23 protein-coding genes and 1 pseudogene are annotated in these 20561 nt (G+C 38.8%); 10 read left to right on the top strand and 14 right to left on the bottom strand.

Features of this window, described 5'->3' with window-relative positions; translation table 11 throughout:
• Positions 1-313 precede the first annotated feature (313 nt).
• The 8 genes and pseudogenes from IPL35_17760 (at position 314) to IPL35_17725 (ending at position 5236) form a co-directional block, all read left to right on the top strand.
• Positions 314-769, top strand: coding sequence for a hypothetical protein (locus IPL35_17760; GenBank protein ID MBK8445130.1), 456 nt, complete (start codon positions 314-316; stop codon positions 767-769).
• Positions 770-1028: 259 nt separating this feature from the next.
• Positions 1029-1742 (top strand): hypothetical protein, encoded by a 714-nt coding sequence (locus IPL35_17755; protein ID MBK8445129.1) that lies wholly within the window; start codon positions 1029-1031, stop codon positions 1740-1742.
• A 134-nt stretch (positions 1743-1876) separates the two neighbouring features.
• Positions 1877-2398, top strand: a complete 522-nt coding sequence (locus IPL35_17750; GenBank protein ID MBK8445128.1) for a hypothetical protein — start codon at positions 1877-1879, stop codon at positions 2396-2398.
• A gap of 827 nt (positions 2399-3225) precedes the next feature.
• A complete protein-coding gene (locus IPL35_17745) occupies positions 3226-3546 on the top strand; it encodes a hypothetical protein (protein MBK8445127.1) in 321 nt (106 codons plus the stop codon).
• Between the two features lie 35 nt (positions 3547-3581).
• Positions 3582-3953: a transposase gene (locus IPL35_17740; protein MBK8445126.1), complete on the top strand. Its 372-nt coding sequence runs from the start codon at positions 3582-3584 to the stop codon at positions 3951-3953.
• A 154-nt stretch (positions 3954-4107) separates the two neighbouring features.
• Positions 4108-4575 (top strand): DUF2778 domain-containing protein, encoded by a 468-nt coding sequence (locus tag IPL35_17735; GenBank protein MBK8445125.1) that lies wholly within the window; start codon positions 4108-4110, stop codon positions 4573-4575.
• A 21-nt stretch (positions 4576-4596) separates the two neighbouring features.
• On the top strand, positions 4597-4779 hold the full coding sequence (locus tag IPL35_17730; protein ID MBK8445124.1) for a hypothetical protein: 183 nt from the start codon (positions 4597-4599) through the stop codon (positions 4777-4779).
• A gap of 155 nt (positions 4780-4934) precedes the next feature.
• A pseudogene (locus tag IPL35_17725) lies at positions 4935-5236 on the top strand (interleukin).
• A gap of 563 nt (positions 5237-5799) precedes the next feature.
• On the opposite strand, the gene IPL35_17720 reads toward IPL35_17725, so the two are convergent.
• Entirely contained in the window at positions 5800-6024 is a 225-nt protein-coding gene (locus tag IPL35_17720) for a type II toxin-antitoxin system HicB family antitoxin (GenBank protein ID MBK8445123.1), read from the bottom strand.
• Positions 6025-6391: 367 nt separating this feature from the next.
• Here IPL35_17720 and IPL35_17715 point away from each other — a divergent pair, with 367 nt between their 5' ends.
• Both IPL35_17715 and IPL35_17710 read left to right on the top strand, forming a co-directional pair.
• Positions 6392-7162, top strand: a complete 771-nt coding sequence (locus IPL35_17715; GenBank protein MBK8445122.1) for a T9SS type A sorting domain-containing protein — start codon at positions 6392-6394, stop codon at positions 7160-7162.
• 505 nt (positions 7163-7667) lie between these two features.
• Positions 7668-7835, top strand: a complete 168-nt coding sequence (locus IPL35_17710) for a hypothetical protein (protein MBK8445121.1) — start codon at positions 7668-7670, stop codon at positions 7833-7835.
• 411 nt (positions 7836-8246) lie between these two features.
• On the opposite strand, the gene IPL35_17705 is transcribed toward IPL35_17710, so the two are convergent.
• The 13 genes from IPL35_17705 to IPL35_17645 form a co-directional block, all read right to left on the bottom strand.
• Entirely contained in the window at positions 8247-11486 is a 3240-nt protein-coding gene (locus IPL35_17705; GenBank protein ID MBK8445120.1) for a T9SS type A sorting domain-containing protein, read from the bottom strand.
• Positions 11487-12366: 880 nt separating this feature from the next.
• On the bottom strand, positions 12367-13065 hold the full coding sequence (locus IPL35_17700; protein MBK8445119.1) for a TatD family hydrolase: 699 nt from the start codon (positions 13063-13065) through the stop codon (positions 12367-12369).
• A 5-nt stretch (positions 13066-13070) separates the two neighbouring features.
• Positions 13071-14234, bottom strand: a complete 1164-nt coding sequence (locus IPL35_17695) for a class I SAM-dependent rRNA methyltransferase (protein MBK8445118.1) — start codon at positions 14232-14234, stop codon at positions 13071-13073.
• A 122-nt stretch (positions 14235-14356) separates the two neighbouring features.
• Positions 14357-15304 (bottom strand): T9SS type A sorting domain-containing protein, encoded by a 948-nt coding sequence (locus IPL35_17690; GenBank protein MBK8445117.1) that lies wholly within the window; start codon positions 15302-15304, stop codon positions 14357-14359.
• A gap of 143 nt (positions 15305-15447) precedes the next feature.
• Positions 15448-16056, bottom strand: coding sequence for a hypothetical protein (locus IPL35_17685; GenBank protein MBK8445116.1), 609 nt, complete (start codon positions 16054-16056; stop codon positions 15448-15450).
• A 224-nt stretch (positions 16057-16280) separates the two neighbouring features.
• On the bottom strand, positions 16281-16499 hold the full coding sequence (locus IPL35_17680) for a T9SS type A sorting domain-containing protein (GenBank protein MBK8445115.1): 219 nt from the start codon (positions 16497-16499) through the stop codon (positions 16281-16283).
• Positions 16487-17602 carry a hypothetical protein gene (locus tag IPL35_17675; protein ID MBK8445114.1) on the bottom strand — a complete coding sequence of 372 codons (1116 nt, stop codon included), beginning with the start codon at positions 17600-17602 and terminating at the stop codon, positions 16487-16489. Before IPL35_17675 ends, IPL35_17680 begins: the two co-directional genes overlap by 13 nt.
• A 61-nt stretch (positions 17603-17663) precedes the next feature.
• Positions 17664-18038, bottom strand: a complete 375-nt coding sequence (locus IPL35_17670; GenBank protein MBK8445113.1) for a hypothetical protein — start codon at positions 18036-18038, stop codon at positions 17664-17666.
• Positions 17968-18156 carry a hypothetical protein gene (locus tag IPL35_17665; GenBank protein MBK8445112.1) on the bottom strand — a complete coding sequence of 63 codons (189 nt, stop codon included), beginning with the start codon at positions 18154-18156 and terminating at the stop codon, positions 17968-17970. The genes IPL35_17670 and IPL35_17665 overlap by 71 nt, the downstream gene beginning before the upstream one ends.
• A gap of 129 nt (positions 18157-18285) precedes the next feature.
• The gene (locus tag IPL35_17660; GenBank protein MBK8445111.1) at positions 18286-18456 is read right to left on the bottom strand and encodes a hypothetical protein; all 171 of its coding nucleotides are present in this window, start codon (positions 18454-18456) and stop codon (positions 18286-18288) included.
• Positions 18457-18553: 97 nt separating this feature from the next.
• Positions 18554-18781, bottom strand: a complete 228-nt coding sequence (locus IPL35_17655; protein ID MBK8445110.1) for a hypothetical protein — start codon at positions 18779-18781, stop codon at positions 18554-18556.
• An 863-nt stretch (positions 18782-19644) separates the two neighbouring features.
• Positions 19645-19863, bottom strand: a complete 219-nt coding sequence (locus IPL35_17650; protein ID MBK8445109.1) for a hypothetical protein — start codon at positions 19861-19863, stop codon at positions 19645-19647.
• Between the two features lie 372 nt (positions 19864-20235).
• Positions 20236-20535, bottom strand: coding sequence for a hypothetical protein (locus tag IPL35_17645; protein ID MBK8445108.1), 300 nt, complete (start codon positions 20533-20535; stop codon positions 20236-20238).
• Positions 20536-20561: the final 26 nt, after the last annotated feature.

The raw sequence follows: 20561 nt of genomic DNA, 5'->3' as shown, positions 1-20561 counted from the left end.
TGTATTTTATTTCGTTTTGCCAACAAAATTTGATGGTGAATTGATGAGGACATATCAACAACTTCAAACGTTGGTATTTTTTTTCGGGCAGAGAAGTTTGTTGTTAAAAACAGACTCGCTTATATATCAAATAAAATAAAGTTTATGATTTTTAGTTAGTCGATACTGTGAAAAATTGAAATGAAATTATTTTTTTATAAGTAACTTAGCGTTAGAAATATATTTTAAACTAAATTTTAAATTAAATATTCAATTACAATAGCGGAGGAATATTATTATGGATAAGACGATGATATATAATAACATTTTAATTTTGATGCTATTACTAATATGTAATAATCAATCATATTCACAAGAATTGCCAACTAAAGAACTTCAATGGGAAATTATTGATACCTCCTCTATTAAATTATGCTTTATTGATACAAATATGGCTTTGGAATGGAGTAAACATCAAATCCCTATTGCACTTAAAGAACGACAGGGGGAGGAAAATTGGCAAATGACCTGGCCAGTAGATGCTTATGAATTGAACGTCTGTAATTCAGTAACTACGAAAATAAAAAATGAAAATTTGTATATAGTTATAGTCGTAGGATGCTCAGGAATAGCTTGTCAGAGTTTTTATATTTTTAAAGAGACAGGTCAGTACTGGGAATTAATAGCAACATCACAAGCAAGGTTATTTAAGCCGATCGAAATAGAAAATAGAGACGACAGAATAGCATTTAAATCTAATTCGATACAAATTGGCGAGTTACTTTTTTAGTGTTAAAATAGTAAGTAGTTGAGTCTATTTAGTTTATATTTTTTTGGTAGTGTAAATTATTAGTTGATAACTTTTTTATTGTATTCAAAAGCCCAAAGTTTAAAATGCAGGTTGAACATATACTCTTTTTTTGAAAAAGAGAGCGTTTTTCTCATAAATCTGCTAAAACGTTGCCGTATCGTGTTATCCCTTTAATAACTTATATAAATTACCAGATGCAGGATTTTGGATTTTTTATTAAAAAAAATAGAGTAATATCATGAGAATTATTTTATTATTCAGTATCGTATTGTTGGTTTATGAAATAACACAGGCTCAAATAGTTAGTGATGGATTGTATGTTAATGAGGAAAGCAAGGAGTTTGTTTATATCAATAATGATAGCATTCAATTCAGACTTAGCAATAAAGATGCTTTTGGTTCATTTTCAATAGCTAAAGGCTACTTTGAATATAAAGGTGGGGATAAATACTACATACAAAGTGAGCATATAGGTGAAGAATCTTCTGTTATTAATGTAATTGCAAGGAAAGATTCTTTGATATCTGTTAAGGTTCTTTACAAAGACAACACGCCAATTATGTTTGCTTCTGTTTATTTTAAAGAAGTAAATAAATCTGAAAAGGATTTTGAGTTTGTATGTCTAAGTGACGCAGAAGGGGGGATAGTGCTAAACGAGAATCAGGTAGGAGAACTTCATAACAAGGAACTATTACTGCAAGTAGAAGCGTTGGGATTTTCTACTGCAAAAAATGTGGTATTGAAGCAAGGATATGAATATGTTGTACAATCTGCCATTTCCGATGAATATCCATTTACATTATTTAAGACAGGAAAAATATTAATGAATGAAATCAATATCAAAGAAATAGAGGTTGAAATATGGAGAAAGAAAAGTGTTAGAAATAGGTATGGAACAACTAAGCTTCTTAAAGTTGACACTACTGAAATCCCTCTTGATTTTTTAGACTAAGGAATTATTGACAAATATCAAACAACAAGGATATATATAAATCTTAAAGAGACTAGCTTGGATATAGCGGCAGTAAAAGCTTTTTTACTAATTTTGCCGTTGGTTCTGTTTCCTCCTTAGCCGGAAGCGCATTTATGAATACTCGTTTTGCTACACCGGCAGGCACTTATGCTTTTTCGGCAGCTATGGGAGGGCTGACCAGCGAACTTACAGGTGGTAATTTTTGGGAAGGGGCGGCTATTGGGGTGATGGTTAGTGGGCTGAATCATTTGGCGCATTCAACCACCAACAGAGAAGCAGAAATTGAGCAGACTAAATCTACAAACGAAACTACAACTTCTGACGAAAAACCTTTCGTCTTGAATCAATCTAAAAGAACTATACACTACAAACCAGAAAAGACAAGTGAAGCATTGCCACTTGGTCCAGGACAAAAAACCTATGACCCAGTTGATGACATAAATGTAAAAGGTAAAGTTTATAAAGTTTCTGACGGATATACAAGTGTAACTGTTAAAGCTAATTTAAAAGTATATATGCGATACGATAATCCTTTCTATTTGGGAGTTGCAATGTATAAGAGCGGACTTGTAACTCGTTCTTATTTTGATAAGAATGATACTGGGTGGGATAATTTGTTTAAAATTAAAAACTAAATAAGATGAAAAAAGTCTTTAATTTTATACTAACAGTTCCTATAATTGGGTTATCATCAATATATTTTTATGTATTGATAACAGTAATTTCACTCTGTTCATTTGAGTTTTATAAAATTGATCCAAAACAAAGTGTAATAAACTTTATATATGAACCTACTATAATAATTTCGATGTTAGGAATATTTATATTTATTCCGTTGGGAATATTTATTTTACTTATCGATTATATCAAATTCAAAGGAAAACTAACCTCAAATATTTTTAAATGGATTTATTTAATTGGAGTTGTACTAACAATATTTTTGTATTATGTAGATTTAGGTTATTGCCAAATATGGTTTTTTGATTAAATAACGGAAAAACAAACAAAACCCGAGCAACGCTCGGGTTTTGTTTGTTTACATCGTTCAGCACTCCTGAGAGTGCATCTTTTGGTTTTTCTTACCTACAAAAGCATCAACAATACTAAAAACGGTTTTCTTTTCTTCATCGCTAGTGGGCTGAATCATTTGTCGCATCACATATATAGTCCTAAACAAATTGACCATTTAAACGAATTATACCATCTATAAAACAGATATAGTCCAATATTTGCGAAATGGATTTTTTATTAATTTTGAACTATAAAATATTTATATATGTCTTTTCCTAAAATTATTCAAATCAAAGAAACAATCAAAGAACTTAAATCTTTACAAAGGCGTAGTATTCCACTTATTGCAAAAAGAATAAATATTCTTATTGTGTTAAAAAAGCATGAGCATACCGAATTTCAAAAGAGAAGTTTCTGATTTAACAGGAATAAATCATAACACCGTATTAAAATGGAGAAATATCTATGCAAAAGAAGGCTTAGATGCGTTTTTAAAGATGGAAGAATTGGTTTTAAACCTTCCATTATAAAGGACAATGAACGAGAGCAATTAGAAAAATTATTGACCAACCCCAGCAATGGAATTGTAGGTTATACAGAACTACTAAACTGGGTAAATACTGAATTACACAAAGATATGAAGTATATTACTTTGGTGAAATATGTACAACGAAACTTTAATACCAAAATAAAAGTTGCCCGAAAAAGTCATGTCAAAAAAGAAGAAAAGGCAGTGGAGGCTTTTAAAAAAACTTCCATCAAAAGTGTATAAACCTTTTACTTTCAGTAAGTTTCCCATACAAAACAGTGAATCTATATTTTCAAGATGAATCAAGATTTGGAATGTTTACAAGAAATGGGAAAATACTTACTTCAAAAGGAATAAAACCTATCTGTCCTTACCATCAAGTTTTTAAATCTACCTATCTTTTTGGCTCATTTTCCCCTTTGGATGGGGATAATTTCTTGATGGAAATGTCTTTATGCAATGCACAAACTTTTCAAGTTTATCTGAATGAATTATCAAAACATAGACCATCGGAATATAAAATTTTAGTCTTGGATAATGCTGCCTTTCACAAGGCTAAAAAACTAAATATTCCAGAAAATATAGGAATGATTTTTCTTCCTCCATACTCCTGGAACTTAATCCTGCAGAAAAGTATGGTGGAAATTTAAACGATCATTTACAAATATTTTATGCAGTTCTTTAAATCAAGTCAGTGATTTTATTACAAAAACTTGTCAAAATCTAACCTCAAATGAGGTTAAGAATATATGCAGTTTTGACTATGTTTTTCAATATTTTGATTGGACTATTTAGTACATATATTTGGTATTATTGCAACTTGATGATAATATAAGTATGATTTTTGATGGAAATGTAATTAAAGTTTTAAATTCTAAAGGAGAGGTTATTTATCAGCATTCTGCAACATCTGGAAAAGGTAGACATATGAACAACCCAAACTCCCAAAATGTACAAAATGAAGGGCCAATTCCCGAAGGTCTATATTCGTTTAATACCTATGCTTGGAATGCTCAAAGTCCAATAAGACAATTATATAATATTATTCGTGGAAATGGAGATTGGGGTTATTATAATGTTAAGCTTGGAGATGGTTCAATATCTAGTTATGAATATGCGGCATATTATTTGGAGATGTTTTGTTGGGGGGTTGATATCTTTACAGTTCCTAGTGGAGAAGGAGCTGTAACGAGTGTTCTAATTAGAAAAGGCATGAGTAAACTTGCCGCTAAGGGGGTAAGTAACCTTGCTAAAACTGCTAAGAAGATGTAAATAGATGACATTGGAGAATTCTTGAAAGCAGGTAAAGATTGGCATAAGGGACCAGCTAAAGGTAAATTTCTTAAAGAATTCCAGAAAGAACTTAAAGGAGATATTAATGCGGATTTTTATATGGATTCCAATACAAAAGATGTGTTTTTAAAGAGTAATAAATCAGGTAATTGGATAAACACAGGTAAAAAATTTATTAAATAAACATGATTTTTAAATATAATTTCTCAGTTTCAGGAGATAATTTTTACCCTGATAAAATACTCAGTAAAATTCAGGGAAATTTTACTATAGACTCTTATTTTAAACCAACCGATAAGAAATTTATAGATGATTCTAAGGAGTACGGTTATGGGGTAATGTCTCTTTGGCATCCTCAAAAATTTTCAACAGAAGATAGAATAGAAAATTACGAAAAGGAGTTTATTGAGTTTATAGAAAAAAACTATTCCTTATTTATTGAAAATGGGGCAAACGAATTGCAGATTTTCATAGAGGTTTATTTTGATGGGGGCAATGTAATTTTGAAATTTTTAATAAGAAATTACTGAAAAAACTTGGAAAATTTGGAGTGTCTTTACCTATAAGTATTTATACTTTAAAAAGTGAAGAAATTCAAAAATGGGAGGATGAAGTTAAATTAGTTTGTGAGAGCCGCTAAAACGAGTACGAACTTGTTGAAGCCTTTAGGTTTAGGTGATTATGTAGATTACGGAAACTTAATTGGTTTTGATGAGTTTTGTAATACCAGATAAATATCTAAATGACACAGGGTGTAAAATCTTCTACTTTGTAATGATGTGGCTGATATTAGCAACAGCCACTTTGAATGGAATTGAATCTGTATAAAACAACTATGCCAAATAGATACTTTAATGGTATAACTACAATATTGAAAATATATTCTTTGCATTTGTACCCGACTTATAAATACAAAAGCCACCGATTAGGTGGCTCTTGTATTTTCTATAATGTCAATTGAAAATCTAATCATCAGTTTCCAAAATGGCACAAAATAAATTTAGTCCAAGTCATTTTTATCAAGTCCGGCTTGTTTGATGATGGCAAGAAAAGTACCTTTTTCATATCCTTGCCGCCGTGTACAGGCACGATAACCGTTTTATTGGTAAATTGGATTGTAATACAATTGGTGCGAACCTTTGGAACGTTTAAAAATAAAGCCATTTTCTTCTAAAAATTTAATCAGTCGCTCTGGGCTTAGGTTCATACCACTTCAAGGTTTAGAGAGTATTCCAAAGTATTGCTGTCATCGGGTATTGCCTCGCCTCTTTCCTGCAATTCTTCAATATACAGTTCAATAGCTTCTTTCGCCATTGCAATAGCTTCGTCCACATCTTCGCCATAGGTAATACAGCCAGGTAATGCGGGAACAGAAACAGTAAAACCACCTTCGGTTTCTTTGTGTAAACGAATTTTGTATGTGTACATATTATTGAGCAATTAAAGTTTGTAAATTATCTTTCATCTGCTTATTGGCTAAAGCCAAACCAATCATTTTGAATAAGGCTTGTTGTTCATCAGAAGCAAGCGTATCAGTTGTTTTTATTTTGGAATGTATATTTTACCCTTGCAGTTGTCAAAGTGTACTAAAATAAATTTCAGCAACGAAAATCATCAAATATTTTAGGAAAGCAAAAATATAGAACTTTTATGTTAATTTTTTGCAAAATTTTGCCTTAAAACAAAATATGGTGTATTTTTGTTGTTAGTGTACAATTAACATTGAGATTTTGTTTTTTAGCTCGTTTTGGAACTCTTTTATTATTTTAATAAACCTAAAATTTTGTTTTATCAAATGAAAAAAACTTTACTTATTCTTTGCGCTATGTTCGTAAGCGCAAGCCTGATGGCTCAAACTGAGTATTTGCGTATTGTGTATGATGCCAGCAAAGGCAAAGGCGGTACTGACGGTCAGGAACTGACTGATGGCGGCTTGGCTGCCGCAGGTCCCAACAAAGTATATATGCACTCCGGCGCAGCTAATTGGAGTAAGCAGCCTGCCGAACAAAGTTGGGGAGTGGATAACGGTGTAGGTGAAATGACCAACACCGAAGATGATTTGTGGGTAATCGAAATTCATTGGGGTAATTACTATGGTATGAACCCCCAAGCACCCGCCGAAATGAACAAAATCGGTATGGTATTCCGCAACGAAGACGGTACTTTGAAAGGAGCTGACAATGATGGTCAGGATGTTTTCTTAGCGGGTTTAGGTTCACCTGCTCCTTATGCCGAAAATAAATCAGGAACTTTGTTTGACGGCGTAACTGCTGAATGGATTGAGGGCTTTACCGGTATCAACGAGTTTAGCAGCACACACAGCCTCCAAGCCGTGCCTACTGCTATCAGCAGCACTGCCCAAATTACTTACACTGCCGACAACGAAAACATCGCTTTGAAAGTATATAATATGAACGGTCAGTTGGTAGATGTAATTGAGCAGGGTTTCCGCGCTGCCGGCGAATACACTGTTACCTGGACTCCTGCTTTGCCTGCCGGTCGGTACATTTATGTATTGGAAGGTGCGAAAGGTGCGCGTACCGAAAAATTTGTGATTGTTCATTAATATCGTTTTTGAACGATTCTTTTATTTGTCACTATTCCTGAAATAATGATAAAGAATTAATATCGGTTAAAATTAATATATTAAAGAGTAGGCTTACTACTCTTTTTATTTTTAGTTTGTTTTGAGTGCATTTGCTTTGGAATAAGGAAAAATGATTGGATAAAGGGGGCTATAAACTCCATCATAAGTTTTTCTACTACTTCGTTTAAAGAACTGACAAGCCTAAATGTCTGTATTTATTATAAATTTTGACGCTTTTTATTTCAAGACAAAATAAAATATAGAATAGAAAACCGCCGCCCCTCATAGGTTGGCGGTTTTTTTGTGTAAATACCCTGAAATCTTTTTGGGCAAACTTATAAGCGCAACGGAAGCCTGAGTTTTTTTGAAAAATATATTAAAATATAATTATCTGTAGCGAGTGAAAAGTTGATTTTATATTGTGTGAAAAATTGAAAAAATATTATAAAGTTATTTTGAACAGTCAGTTAATATTTTAAAAAACATGCAAAGACGGAAATTTATTAAAAAAACACTCACAGGATTACCTTTATTATTACTTTCTTCCTCATTTTTGGCGAGTTGCGGCGAAGATGACCCCGAAATTGTGCAGCCCAACGGCAAAACAGTAGTCGTAGTAGGCGGCGGTATTTCGGGATTGGCGGGCGTGTAAAATAAACTGTGCTATGAGTAAAAATAGGGTTGGGAGTAAAAAATAAAAAAATCCTGCCTATCCTTCCATCTTGAAAATCAGGGTTCAGACAAATGAAAGTTCCGAACACAACTTACACTGTTTGAACCTCAATTTTGGGCATTAAATGGCTTTTAAGATGAATAGGCAGCGGGTGGGATTTTTAAAAACACCTAAACCTCAATTTGAGGATTATTGAAGTAGTATAAATTTTTATTTTTGACATTCGGATAAAAACTGTCGCATAGTTTGCAGCAAGGTTTTTAACACCTTTTTAAGAAAATTTCATAATGTGTAGGTTATTAATCCGGCATCTAAAATACAAAGCCGCTATCTTTTTTAAGGATAGCAGCTTTGTTGTATTTAAAAAAATCACCGAATGAAATTACTATGCTATTGCACTACTAATTTTAAGGTTTGTTGCGTACCTCGCATATCGCTTACTTTCACTAAATACATACCGCTCGGCAAATCATTCGTATTGATTTGTAAGTTGTAAGATTGTTGCGCTGTAATATTATCATAATGCAAACGCACTACATTCATTGCTTGCATATCGTATATTTCTACCAATATTTGTGTGTCGTGCGGGGCACTGAAAGAAAGTTGTGTGAAATCATTAGCCGGATTGGGCTGCATTTGTATTTGTAAAGGTTGCACTTTGGATATAATATCAGTGTTTTGTACTTTATTGAACTGCTCCAAAATACTCTGTGTGGTTTCGTCGCTTTCCGGTTTTAATATTGCCGGCGGCGTACAACCTTCGATATGTACCCATACATCGCTGCCGCTTTCGGCTGCAAATTGAGGTATGAGCAATACTCTGTTGCCTGCTCTTAACTCCTGAGCAGCCCCGCTTTGTATCGTTTGCGTAGCAGAGATTTCTATATTGGCTTCATACAGGGCATTAGAGCCACTTGCAAATGTGCCGCTGATGCTGACAATATCCTGACAAGCAGTGGGGGTGATGATATGTACGATATAATCTTCCACCTCGCCCCAAGTAAACGCTTCGCAAGAAGTAGAAGCGGCGTTATATTTCATAGATACACGCAGCCAAGTGTAGCCGCTTGTTGTTCCGGCAGGCACTACAAAAGTACCGCTTACAGCAGTATTTACTGCACTTCCGGCATCATATACCAATTCGCCGCTATCTTCAAAACTTCCATTTTGGTTATAATCAATCCATATTTTCCAGTATTCGTTATAAAGGGTACTGGTGAAACCGGGTGTGAGTGTAAAGGCGTAAGTAATGCCTGTTTCTACATCAAGAGTATCTAAGGTAGAAAAATCGGCATAGCCCTGATTGTTGCCGGATACATTGGCCAGCGAACCGATTTGTACGCTTTCAATCCATTCATCGGCGGTGCTGTTACCTTGTGAAGTACAAGGACAAGCGTTGCAAGTATCGCAACCGTCGGGAATACCATCGCCGTCTGCATCGGCATTATCATCAAAGCCCGGACAAAGGTCGGCGGCATCACATATACCATCGCCATCAGTATCGGGAGTAGTGCAATCACCTATAATAACAGTATAATCTTCTACCTCACCATAAGCAAATGCTTCGCAAGGAGTAGGTGCAGCATTGTATTTCATGGATACTCGCATACGCGTAGTGCCGCTAATGGCTGCGCTCAACACCATTGTTCCGGTAACGGTTGTATTAGATACTGCTCCTGCATCAAAAGTTAATTCTCCCGCATCAGCAAAATCTCCGTCTTGGTTCAAATCAATCCATATTCTCCAGTATTCATTATATGCAGTCGCCGTGAATCCGGGTATGAGTGTAACGCTATTACTGCCTACTGCCAAACTAACAGTTTGCACCGTAAAATCTTCATAGCCACCATTGTTGCCGGAGTTATTGCTAAAAGCACCGATTTGTACACTTTGTATCCATTCATCAACAACACTATTGCCCTGCGATGCACAGTAGCAAAGGCTGCCACCCGTAGAAGAAAATGTGATGCTGGACATATCATTTCCGGTATTGGGGTCGGTAGTGCCATTCGGATTGGAGGTAGAAGCCGTAAAAGTATGTGTGCCTGCCGGTGTGTTCAGTGAGGGTAAAGATAACGTTGTAGAGGTATTTGCTGCCAATGAGCCTGTCCAGTTATAGGTATAATTGCTACCATTCAAACTATAATTGATAGTAACAGAGGTGAGTGTATTGCTGCCATAGTTCATCAAAGTAATTTGAGGAGTGATGGTAGCACTGCAAACTTGGGCAGTAGGCTCAATGATGCTACTGATACCCGCATCATCGGCGGCAGGCGGCGCGCAAATGTCATAAGTACCGGCAATAGCAGTAGCACCACTGTTGATGGGGTCAAGCCAAGGTTTGAGCTGTGTAGTGGAACCGGTACCTATTTGATCCCACGAATACCACAGCGCACCATATTGGTCTTCCAAATTATTACCGCAGGCTGCACCGCCACCGTGTAATTGACCAATAATTTGCATATTATTATTAAATAAAGGCGAACCGGAAGAACCGCCCTCGGTAGTACCGCTATCCCAATCATTTACTTTCCAATGCGATACTCCGGTTACATTGCCCCAATCTATTTGAGTAAGCGGGTCGTTTTCTACACTGAATTTTTTCACATCGCCGGCGGGGTGATGAATACCCACTGCCGAAGGCGAAGGCGTAGAAGAATGACTCCAACCATTAAAATATACATCATAAAAATCTGCGGGATTATCATCTAACTCAAACAAAGCAAAATCAGAAGTAGCTGCTACCGCCCTCAAAGTTGCACCTTGCACCGTTTGGTTGGTCGGTCCATCTGCCGAAGGGCTGCAAGTGGGGCTGTTGTAGTTGAACATAAAAATATAGTTAGCCGTTTGTCCTGCTGTTTCACCTACACAGTGGTCGGCAGTGAGGAGATACGGCTTACAATTTTGGGCGGTGGTATTGATGAGCGAGCCACTGCAAAAGCGCGAATTGCCGGAAGTAAGCAACATGGCTACGCCTTTAATTTGGTTTTCCCAACCGGCACTCAGCGGACATACCACATTGTTGTTGCACGAACCCGAACTGCCGAAGGCTTTTACCATAGAAATAATAGATTTGTAACCGTGTATTACTTGCGAAATGCTGATAATACCTTTTCCTTTTTGCGTAGCAGGCTCATAATACTCCAACACTGCACGACTGCCCTTCGTAAAACCCGTAGCAAAAGTGCCGTGCGATTTGTTATTATAAGAAGTGAATGCGCCTAATATTTCTTTTGTGTCGGGATTATAGATAAAAAATTTAGCACCGGCAGGCATAAAAAATTTACCGTAGTTGAGGTTCAATGTAAGTGCCCCCTCCGATTCTATTTGTAATTGCCACAATCTTGCGCCGTTAGGCAAATCTATCCAGATACCGCTATTATTCAAATCCAACTGCACATCTATCGGATAGCCAAAGCGCGGTGGTATGTCTTTGCCCTCTTCGGCTGCATCTTCGGCCTGTATGGCTTCCATATTGAGTGTGGGCATCTGCTCCACAGGGATACGTTCGGCATAATGAGTTTCTTTCAGAGCCAAGGGTTGCCCCCCCATACTTACCTGTGCTTTTGTTGTTTGATGCCCCAACAACAGTAATAATAAGCAATACGCGATTGCAAAATTTTTTTTCATAAACTTTGTAATGTTTTTTTGTTTAGGTTAAAGAAAAACGTCAAGTTTACAAAAATAATAATATTATATCTTTAAAGTAGAAAAAATTGCTTCAATTGTTTTTATGATTATTAAAAAAGATGCGTTTTTTATACTAAAACAAATTATAGATTGCGTATTCATGATGCAACTGTAAAAAAACTGTCTGAGTTGGTGTATAGGTAGGACACCTGAACAATACATATATGCTAAGGTTCGCCTGTTTTTATTTTATAAATGAGGGAATACAGATGAAACAGATGGAGCAGATAAGCACAGATTTTTATCCGTAAAAAAACCGTTCAATCCGTCAAACCCGTGTTCAGAAACGATATTTAAGCATCAGCAACGCCAACATAATAAGTTATTTGCCTTATTTATGAGACTTATAAGCATATTTTATGCGATTTTAGTATTAGCTATTGCGTTTAGGTAGCCTCACTTAGCTTTTTAGTAGCTGCACCTACCTTTTAGGTAGGAAGACTTAGCTTTTTGGTAGCTGCACCTACCTTTTTGGTAGGTACCACCTTGCTTTTAGGTAGGAAGACTTACCTTTTTGGTAGCTGCACCTACCTTTTTGGTAGGTACTACCTTGCTTTTAGGTAGGAAGACTTAGCTTTTTGGTAGCTGCACCTACCTTTTTGGTAGGTATTACCTTGCTTTTTGATAGGTGTACTTAACTGATGGTTAGCTGCACCTATCTTTTTGGTAGGTGTACTTAGTTTTTCTATTTTTTTGTGAAAAAAATTTCGTACAGAATGGAATTAATACTAAAATCGGACAAAAAAGGGGTACTTTTTAGGCGTGCGAGCCTTAGCTTAATTTTATATAATGAATACGCAGCAAATAAATTGTTTCAGTATTAGTTTTTTAATAATGTTTCAAAATTATCCCAAATAGCGGCTCTTAATATTTCGGGTGAAATGTTGCGTATTTGCGATACTGTTTGATACAGATTTTTGATGCTAAGTTCGGTATTGTCATCACTTTCTAAAAAAATGTATTCCAGAGGCAGGGTGGCAGCCAAGCGATGAGCAGGCATTGATGGCAATAAAGCAGCAGCACCCAACGACAAAAAAAATCCCGCTTGCAGGAGTTGCTGTGCAATGATTTCTTTTTTATTAAATCCGTGAATGAGCCACTTTTGGCGGGGGCGCAGTGTTTTTTTAAATTGTAAAAGCGTATCAAAAGCCCTTACACAATGTATTACCAAAGGCTTGCGGTGCTGCTCCGAAAGCCGAATCTGTGCCTCAAATGCTTGTAGCTGCAAATTCCATGGCGTAGCACATAAACGGTCAAGCCCACATTCGCCCACTGCCCACACACGATGGTGGGCGAGCAGGTGAGAAAGTTGATGAAGTTGCTGCTCCAATAACTCATTTTTTATATACCAAGGGTGCAGACCCACACAAAAAGCTCCTTGCAAATCCGGCACAGAAAGCACCGCTGTTTGCTGCAATGACAAGGCGCACCAACGAAAAGCATCACCGTCAGTTTCGGGTAGTCGGTGTGTGTGGGCATCTAAATAAAGATGATGATAAGTTGTGTATTGCTGCACCATTATTATTATTCTACCTGCAATACCAATCCTTTCAGATAATCGCCTTCGGGGTGATAGATGTTGATAGGGTGGTCGTTGCTTTGCCCTAATTGTTGCACAATACGCACCTTGCGCTTGGAGTCGGCGGCGGCGGCAAACACAATTTTGCGAAATAAATCGCGGGTAATCACTTGCGAGCAGGAGAAAGTGAATAAAAAACCTCCGGCACGAATATGGCGAAATGCCTGCAAATTGATTTGTTTATAACCCTGTGCGGCTTTGCTTTCCGCGCTTTTGTGCTTGGCAAAGGCGGGCGGGTCTAAAACAATTACTTCATATTCATCATGAATTTGGCGCAAATACTCAAAACAATCAGCTACAATACCGCGATGTCGTTCACTGCCGCCATTGAGTGCTACATTCTGATTTGCCCATGTTATTGCTTTTTGCGATACATCTACCGAATCCACCCGCGCTGCCCCTGCTGCCAACGCATACACCGAAAATCCACCCGAATACGAAAAAGCATTCAACACCGTTTTTCCGGCGCAATACGATTGTAACAAACGGCGGTTATCGCGTTGGTCTAAAAAAAATCCCGTTTTTTGTCCTTCTTTCCAGTGGGCATAAAAACGCAGGTTGTTTTCCGTAACAATACCTTCATCGTGTGTGTCTGCGGGGTCGCGCTGCCAAAGATAAATACCATTTTCTTTGTCGTAGATACGCTGCAAGCGAGTATCCAACACCAGCACCAAAGCCGCTGCAATTTCGTTTTTGATGCGTTCCATACCCGAAGTCTGAATCTGTAGTACAGCAGTATCGCCGTAGATGTCCACAATCAAGCCGGGCAAATTGTCGCCTTCGGCATGAATGAGGCGGTAGGCGGTGGTGTGGCTGCTATCTGCCAAGCCCAAAGTGCGGCGCAACTCAAAAGCCCGCCGGATTTTTTGCGCCCAAAAATCGGTATCTAAGCGGGGAACATCGCTGCCGAAATGAAACAGACGCACCGCAATGCTGCCTTTCGGATAAAAATGTCCGATGGCGAGCGGCTGTTGTTGAGCATCAAAGACCTGTGCTATTGCTCCTTCTTCGGCTGTGCCGATAATTTTGGCAATAGCTCCCGAAAAGAGCCAAGGGTGAAAATTCAGTAAAGAGCGTTCTTTTCCGTTTTTTAAAATAATTTTAAGCATACGTTCTACCTATAAACCGACAGCGAAGTTATATATTTTGTATTTCTTGCACCTATAAAAAAGGCGGTTTTCTATGATGAAAACCGCCTTTCGCTTATTTTTTTACGCTAAAATAGGATTTTTTATTGTACCATAAATTTACCGCCGCTTGTTTTTCCTTCTTTATCCTGTAGGCGATAAGTATAGATACCCGTTTGTAAAGTAGGAGGCATTGTTACCGACACCTTGCCATCGGCGGCTACCTGAACCGCTTGCGTGGACACCTGCTCGCCTAAAATATTGAATATATCCAAACGCAGCGTTCCGAGTGCAGCACCGCTGATATGGAGCAGCGCATAGTCGTTGAACGGATTGGGCGATACTTGTGCCTGCAAAGCAGTTGTTATCGGATTTTGGTCTTCAAAGCCGACTTGTTCTTCGTCCGACAAACAGACACTGGCTTGCGGCATTGTAATACCCGAAGTACCCAAAGTAAATAAAACAGAGGTAATCATCATTTCATCTTCGGTAGTATCTCCCCAAGTGACGGTGTTGCCCGAATCATTTAAGTAAGTAGCTTTATGGATAATACCATTTTTAATGGTCATCGGTAAAAACGGGCTGAAAATACGAACAGGCGGGTGTTGATAATCGTACTCTATATCTTCACATTCGGGAACACCGTTGTATTTTTTTGCATCAAATATTTTATCTCCTTTGCTGCCGTCGGCATTGCGCAGCCAAATTTCAAATCCTTTGCCGCGTTTGTGGGTATGGCTGCTGATTGCCCACAAATACAACTGTTGATTTATATTATATGAAAAAGGTGTTTCGACCACATGCTCCTGTCCGCTGGAGGGAATAAACAACAAAGGATTGGGTAATAATTGAGAGTACATTTCCTGCGCCGATGTGCCGGTAGTTTGTGTATAAATATTCATATATACATCGGTAGCCATTGAGAGACTTTGAGAATAATTTACAACGTGTGTGTTTAAATCGAGCCACATATTATCGTACCAGCGAAAAGCCGTTCCTTCGGGAAGTTTGGTGCTGCCCGACGATTGTGAAGTAAGTACAAAACCTCCCAAGCCGCCACTGCCTTTACGAAATCCGTAGGGTACATCGTCAGCATCGGAGGGCTGGTCAAATTTGTAGATAATGTAATGGTGCGAACTGCCGATATTATAATCAATACGATTGACTTCAGTAGCCGGGTATATCTAATTGATATTTAGAAAAATACTCTGTTTCGGATACCTGTACTGGTGCTGGGTGGTAAAAAGATAGGACCGAGGCGCACCTGAAAACCTTCGGAAGGGTCTGGAGCAGGTGGTGGATTTTGAGGGTCGTTTGCCCAATAGCCGCCACCACTATAAAAATTTTCCAATAAAGTTTCATCAACGACAGTACCTTCGGCGGGTGCACCGAACAATATCCACTGGCGAATAATTTCGCGCTCAACAGCTGTGAGTGCTGCACTCGGATAGCCCATCGGCATTGCCGAGCCTTCATTTTCGTGTAGTTGAATGGTGGCTTCAGTGCCGGCAGCTACTTTGCGAAACAAATAGCTGCGATAGGGGTCGCCCGGATAAACAAGTTTGTTATACTTGCTTTTTGCGGTGTAATTATCAGGGTCTTTATTATAAACATTGTTGTACACTGCGGTCGGCGAGTCGCCCTGTAAATCCAAATTGCCCGCCTTATCTGTTGTATTGTGACAGCCTGCATTAGTACATTTTGCCTGCACAATTTCATATACACGCATAGCTGTACTCTGCTGCGCTTGGGTGGCAAAAGATGTAATACCCATTGCCAAAATTGCAAATAAAATTCGGTTCATATTTTTATAGTTAAATTCAGGAAGTACAAAGTAAATTTATTTTTTAATAATGAACATATTTTATTCCTTAAATATGCTTAAAAAAACTTTTGTTTGATTATTTGTCAAATAATCAGTTCCTTATGATGATTTTAATAATTATTTTTTATCCGATAAAAAAAAGAACGCACTTACATCATTGGTAAGTGCGTTCTTTTATAAGATAACAATAAGACTCAAAAAAATTAACGTACTACGGTCATTTTAAGAGTAGATGCAGAATTATCTGTTTGGAGTTGCACAAAATAATTACCCGCCGGCAAATGAGAAGCAGGAATTTCTACCTGATGTGTACCTGCTGCTGTCATCGCATTACTCACTTGTTGCACCAATTTTCCGTTGATGTCATAAATATTGACACGCACGCGGCTGTTTTCCTGCAAAGTAAATTTCAGTGTAGCCATATCGCGTACCGATTGGGGAATAATTGAATAGCAGCTACAGATTGAGTATCTTCTTCAATACCGGTTGTCGGGTTGAAAGAAGGTAAATCAAATACGCAAGACCCTGCCGCTTGCGTGCAGAAAGGATTTGCCAAAGATGTACTGCGATACATACCGCGTCCGTGTGTACCGATGTAGATAACTTTACATTTCAACTGTAAGTCGGCGAGGTAGCCCGCATTGCAACGAGCCATACTTTCCTGACGTATCCGCACCACCGGACCGATACCGAGTTCTTCGGTTTGCGGCGACCAGTTTTGAGCAGCAGGGTCGTAGTACCACACTCCCAATTCCGAAGCCACGATGAGTGCATTTTGCCCTGAAGTTCCGTCATCTATCACCACATCATATACCGGCATAAACGGTAAATTAGATTGAACACTGGCAAAAGTAGGGTTGGTAGAGGTGGCATTGGTAGAAAGAATTACATATTTATTATTGCCATAATTACCGGCAGTAATTGCCACACGCGCATCATCTTGCGGATCTACTGCCAAACCTGTAATTACACGCAAACCATTATTGGAAGTAATGGTGAAAGTTTGATTGTTATAAGTGATACTGTGAGGAAGCGGGTTATCGGCATTAGGCTGATAATTGGCAATGGTGTAATACAGCATTTCGTCTTCCCACAATACAAAAGGTGTTACGAAACCTCCGCCATTATCCATTACGCCGTCTCCAGAGCAACCGCCATCAGCATTGAGCGGTTTACAGTCTATGTTTTCATCAAAAAACTTAGCAAAACCATCGCCGCCATTGCTGCTGCGATACAAAGCTCCTTCGGGATTTCCTGCAAATAAGATATTGGGTTTAATGTTGGATACTTCAGCATAACCTCCATCACCGCCATTCACTTCGGTAGTAGATTTGATGGAATTTACTCCAAAAGTAGTGAGGTTAGTACCGTTGTCTTGCGTGCCTCCCATTACTTTACCATCGTGTCCGGCAGCTACGGAGTAAAATTGTGTGATATTATACCCTTTATTTACATTATAAAAATCGGGATAAATTTCGTCGGCGTGGGTAGTTTTGCTGATACCTCCATCGCTGGCTACATACATAATTTTGCCGTTTCCTTTCGGGAAGGTAATATGATGCTTGTCGACATGTATATAGCGGGGGTTAGAGGGTCTTCATCCAAATTATCAATTTGTCTCCAGCCGTCAGACGTAGAGTAGCTCCACAGCGTAACACCCGCCAAGAAAATACGGTTGCCATCGGTAGGGTGAGCGGCAAAGCCAAATCATAATCGCCCTGACATTGTGCGGTATTGCCCATCGGTTCAAAACTTTCAGTTCCTTCGCCGATTTTAGTCCAAGTAGAGCCTCCGTCAGTGGAGCGTTGTACTTCATTCAGGCAACCGCCGCCGCCCGAAACAGATACCATATATACCATATTGGGTTGGCTTTCGCACACTGCCAAACGCTTAGCGAGCACCTGAAAAATTGGCAACAGATTGGAAATTATCGCCGTTGCTGTCGGAACGATAGTAGGCATTGCCAATAATGGCGTGTATCACACCATCGCTGCCGGCAACTACATCATATCCTGCACCATTTTGCACATTTGTCCAAGTAGAGCCGCCATCACTGCTCATACGTAAACCTGTACTCAATACTGCATAAATTTTATTGTCAATAGTAGGGTGTGGGCGGCTATGGCACGTACATCACCCCAAGCTTCACTTGAATTGTTCTCATCAGAAGGATAAGTAGAAATCACCCGCGAAAAACTGTTTGCACCGTCAGTTGATTTTAAAATCCCGTTTCAAGAAATCCCATCGTACCGTCACCTGATAAAACCCATTATAAAAACCTTCGCCCGTACCTGCATAATAATCACCGCTGGCATCTTGAGCAATGCAAGCAATAATTTGCATATTGGGGTCGTAGGTAATTTGTAGTCCAGTTAGCACCTGCATTAACCGAACGCCACAAACCACCCGACACACCGCCGGGCTACGAGTTTGTTGGCATTATCTTTATCCACAATCAAAGCGCGAGTACGACCGCCTACATTATCCGGTCCCATAAAGTCCCATTGTAATACAGAGCCGCTTTTTGAGCATAAATGGCATTGGCTTGCTGACGTGCCTGCAACACATCTTTTATATCCACTTTGCCGGTTGTTTGATTGGCTTGCAAAGAATGCCAATACTCATAATATCCTTTAATGCCGCGCGAAAATTTCTTTTGTGTTGCGGCGGGTGCTGTTGCTTCGGTGCTACCCTGATACAACAAGGCTGCTCCCAACGAAACAGAACCTATTAATAAGAGTGATAAAACTTTTCTATGTTTAAAAATTTTTCGTGTTATTGCGGAATTATTGTTTTTGCATTGAAACTTTTACAAATAAGCAAAAAAATATAGTATGAGAATTTTAAAGTAAAATATAACAATACTATGACAGTAACAAGGGCGTTTTTATGATAGAAAAACGCCCTGCTATTGTTGTTTGTTATTGATTAAAATACTGATAATCAGATAAAATAAATTTGTTTGCTTGATGTAGAAATTACAAGTGACGCTCGGCTATGTTAGGAAGAACGTACTAAGAGTCCGCTTTCCACAAAATTGAATCCTTTTTCCAAAACAACTGTTTTATTGTGCAAATAAGTCTGGGTAGAATAAACCTTGGATAGGCAAATGCTGTGCTGTTGGTTGCGGTATTGTCCTAATGTGAGAACATCGCAGCCGTGCTCAGCGGTCGTCCATTGCCTGCAATACTTCTTCGTAGGTTTCGCCGATACCCAGCATAATGCCCAGGACTTGTGCGCGACAGCCGTAATCTTTGCGTACGTATTTGCTCCCAAACTTCGCTCATGGCGTAGCTTGCGGGCCACTCAAGCGATAGGAGCCGTCCGGTTTCCATGTTGTGGCTCACTACTTCGGGGCGTTCGTCGTACGGTGTAGAGGCTTGCCATTTGCTTTGAAATCGGGAATGAGGAATTTCGAGGTGGAGTGGGCTGCCGTTTGATTTCGCGAATGGTAGCGCCATTTTTTTTACGCCGCCATACGGGGAGTTCGTCTGTTGACGGAAGTGATAACACAATGTTTTACGCCCATCAGCTGTAACGGCTTGGGCCACGTTTGCGGCTCTTTGTTCATCGAGTACGGAGGAGGTCCTCAGGTGGCGGCGGCGCAGCAAAGGAGCAACTGCGCGTGCATACATTGCCCCAAAAATCATAAAAGTAGTAGTTCCGGGGGCACTCCCAACATTCGCCCATATTTGGGCAGTTGCCGCTTGCATTAACAGTAAGGTGGTATCCACTAATTGGCGTAATTTTATAGCCTTCGCCATTAGGTATTTCACACGCAGCCATTCGGTTCTCGCGCGGTGGAGTAGGAGACGAAACAACCGTAAAGTTCTACTACAGAACAACGTATTTAGATGAAAAATATTATTTCTTCAGTTTCCAAACAGGAATTGCAGGTACAAATTTGAGAATATTTATTATTTTCTTGTACCAAACACACGGTATATTTTGCGGATAGATGTTGAGCATAGCACCTATTTCCAACACCTTTAATGCTGGATTCTAGATTGAAGCACCATTCCGAATACCATCAGTTGCTTTTCCAATAACACCCTACCTCGTAATTTTTGCCAGCATTAAACCCATAATAAAACCTCTGAAGCACTACAGTAAATAGAGTTGGGTCTAAAACGGAGTGCATTTTGTTCGTTGTAGGGTTCATCGCGAAAGTTTTCTGTTTCGTTTTGATAATATTTGCAGCAGGTAGTAGGGTACTTTATGGCTCCTTAGTTTTAGCCCTCCCAGATAGCGGTAGCTGACAGTAACCGGGATTTTTGCGCCCGCGCCGGTTGGGCACGCGCCTTTGCCATACCATATCTTGATGTTATAAAATTGTTTTGTTTGCTGTAGATGTATCGCCGTTGCAAACCTCGCCCCCACAAATTCTTCATCACCGAAGCGCGCGACTTCCCTTCGGTGTTTCAGTTCCACCAAAATTGCCAGATTTTCTTTTGCCAAATATTTTGAATTTTGGCTGTATTATA

It is taken from the genome of Sphingobacteriales bacterium (assembly GCA_016711285.1).
In the GTDB taxonomy this organism is placed as follows: domain Bacteria; phylum Bacteroidota; class Bacteroidia; order Chitinophagales; family UBA2359; genus JADJTG01.
The sequence above is the reverse complement of the archived record's forward strand: the minus strand, read 5'-3'. Positions and strand labels throughout refer to the sequence as shown.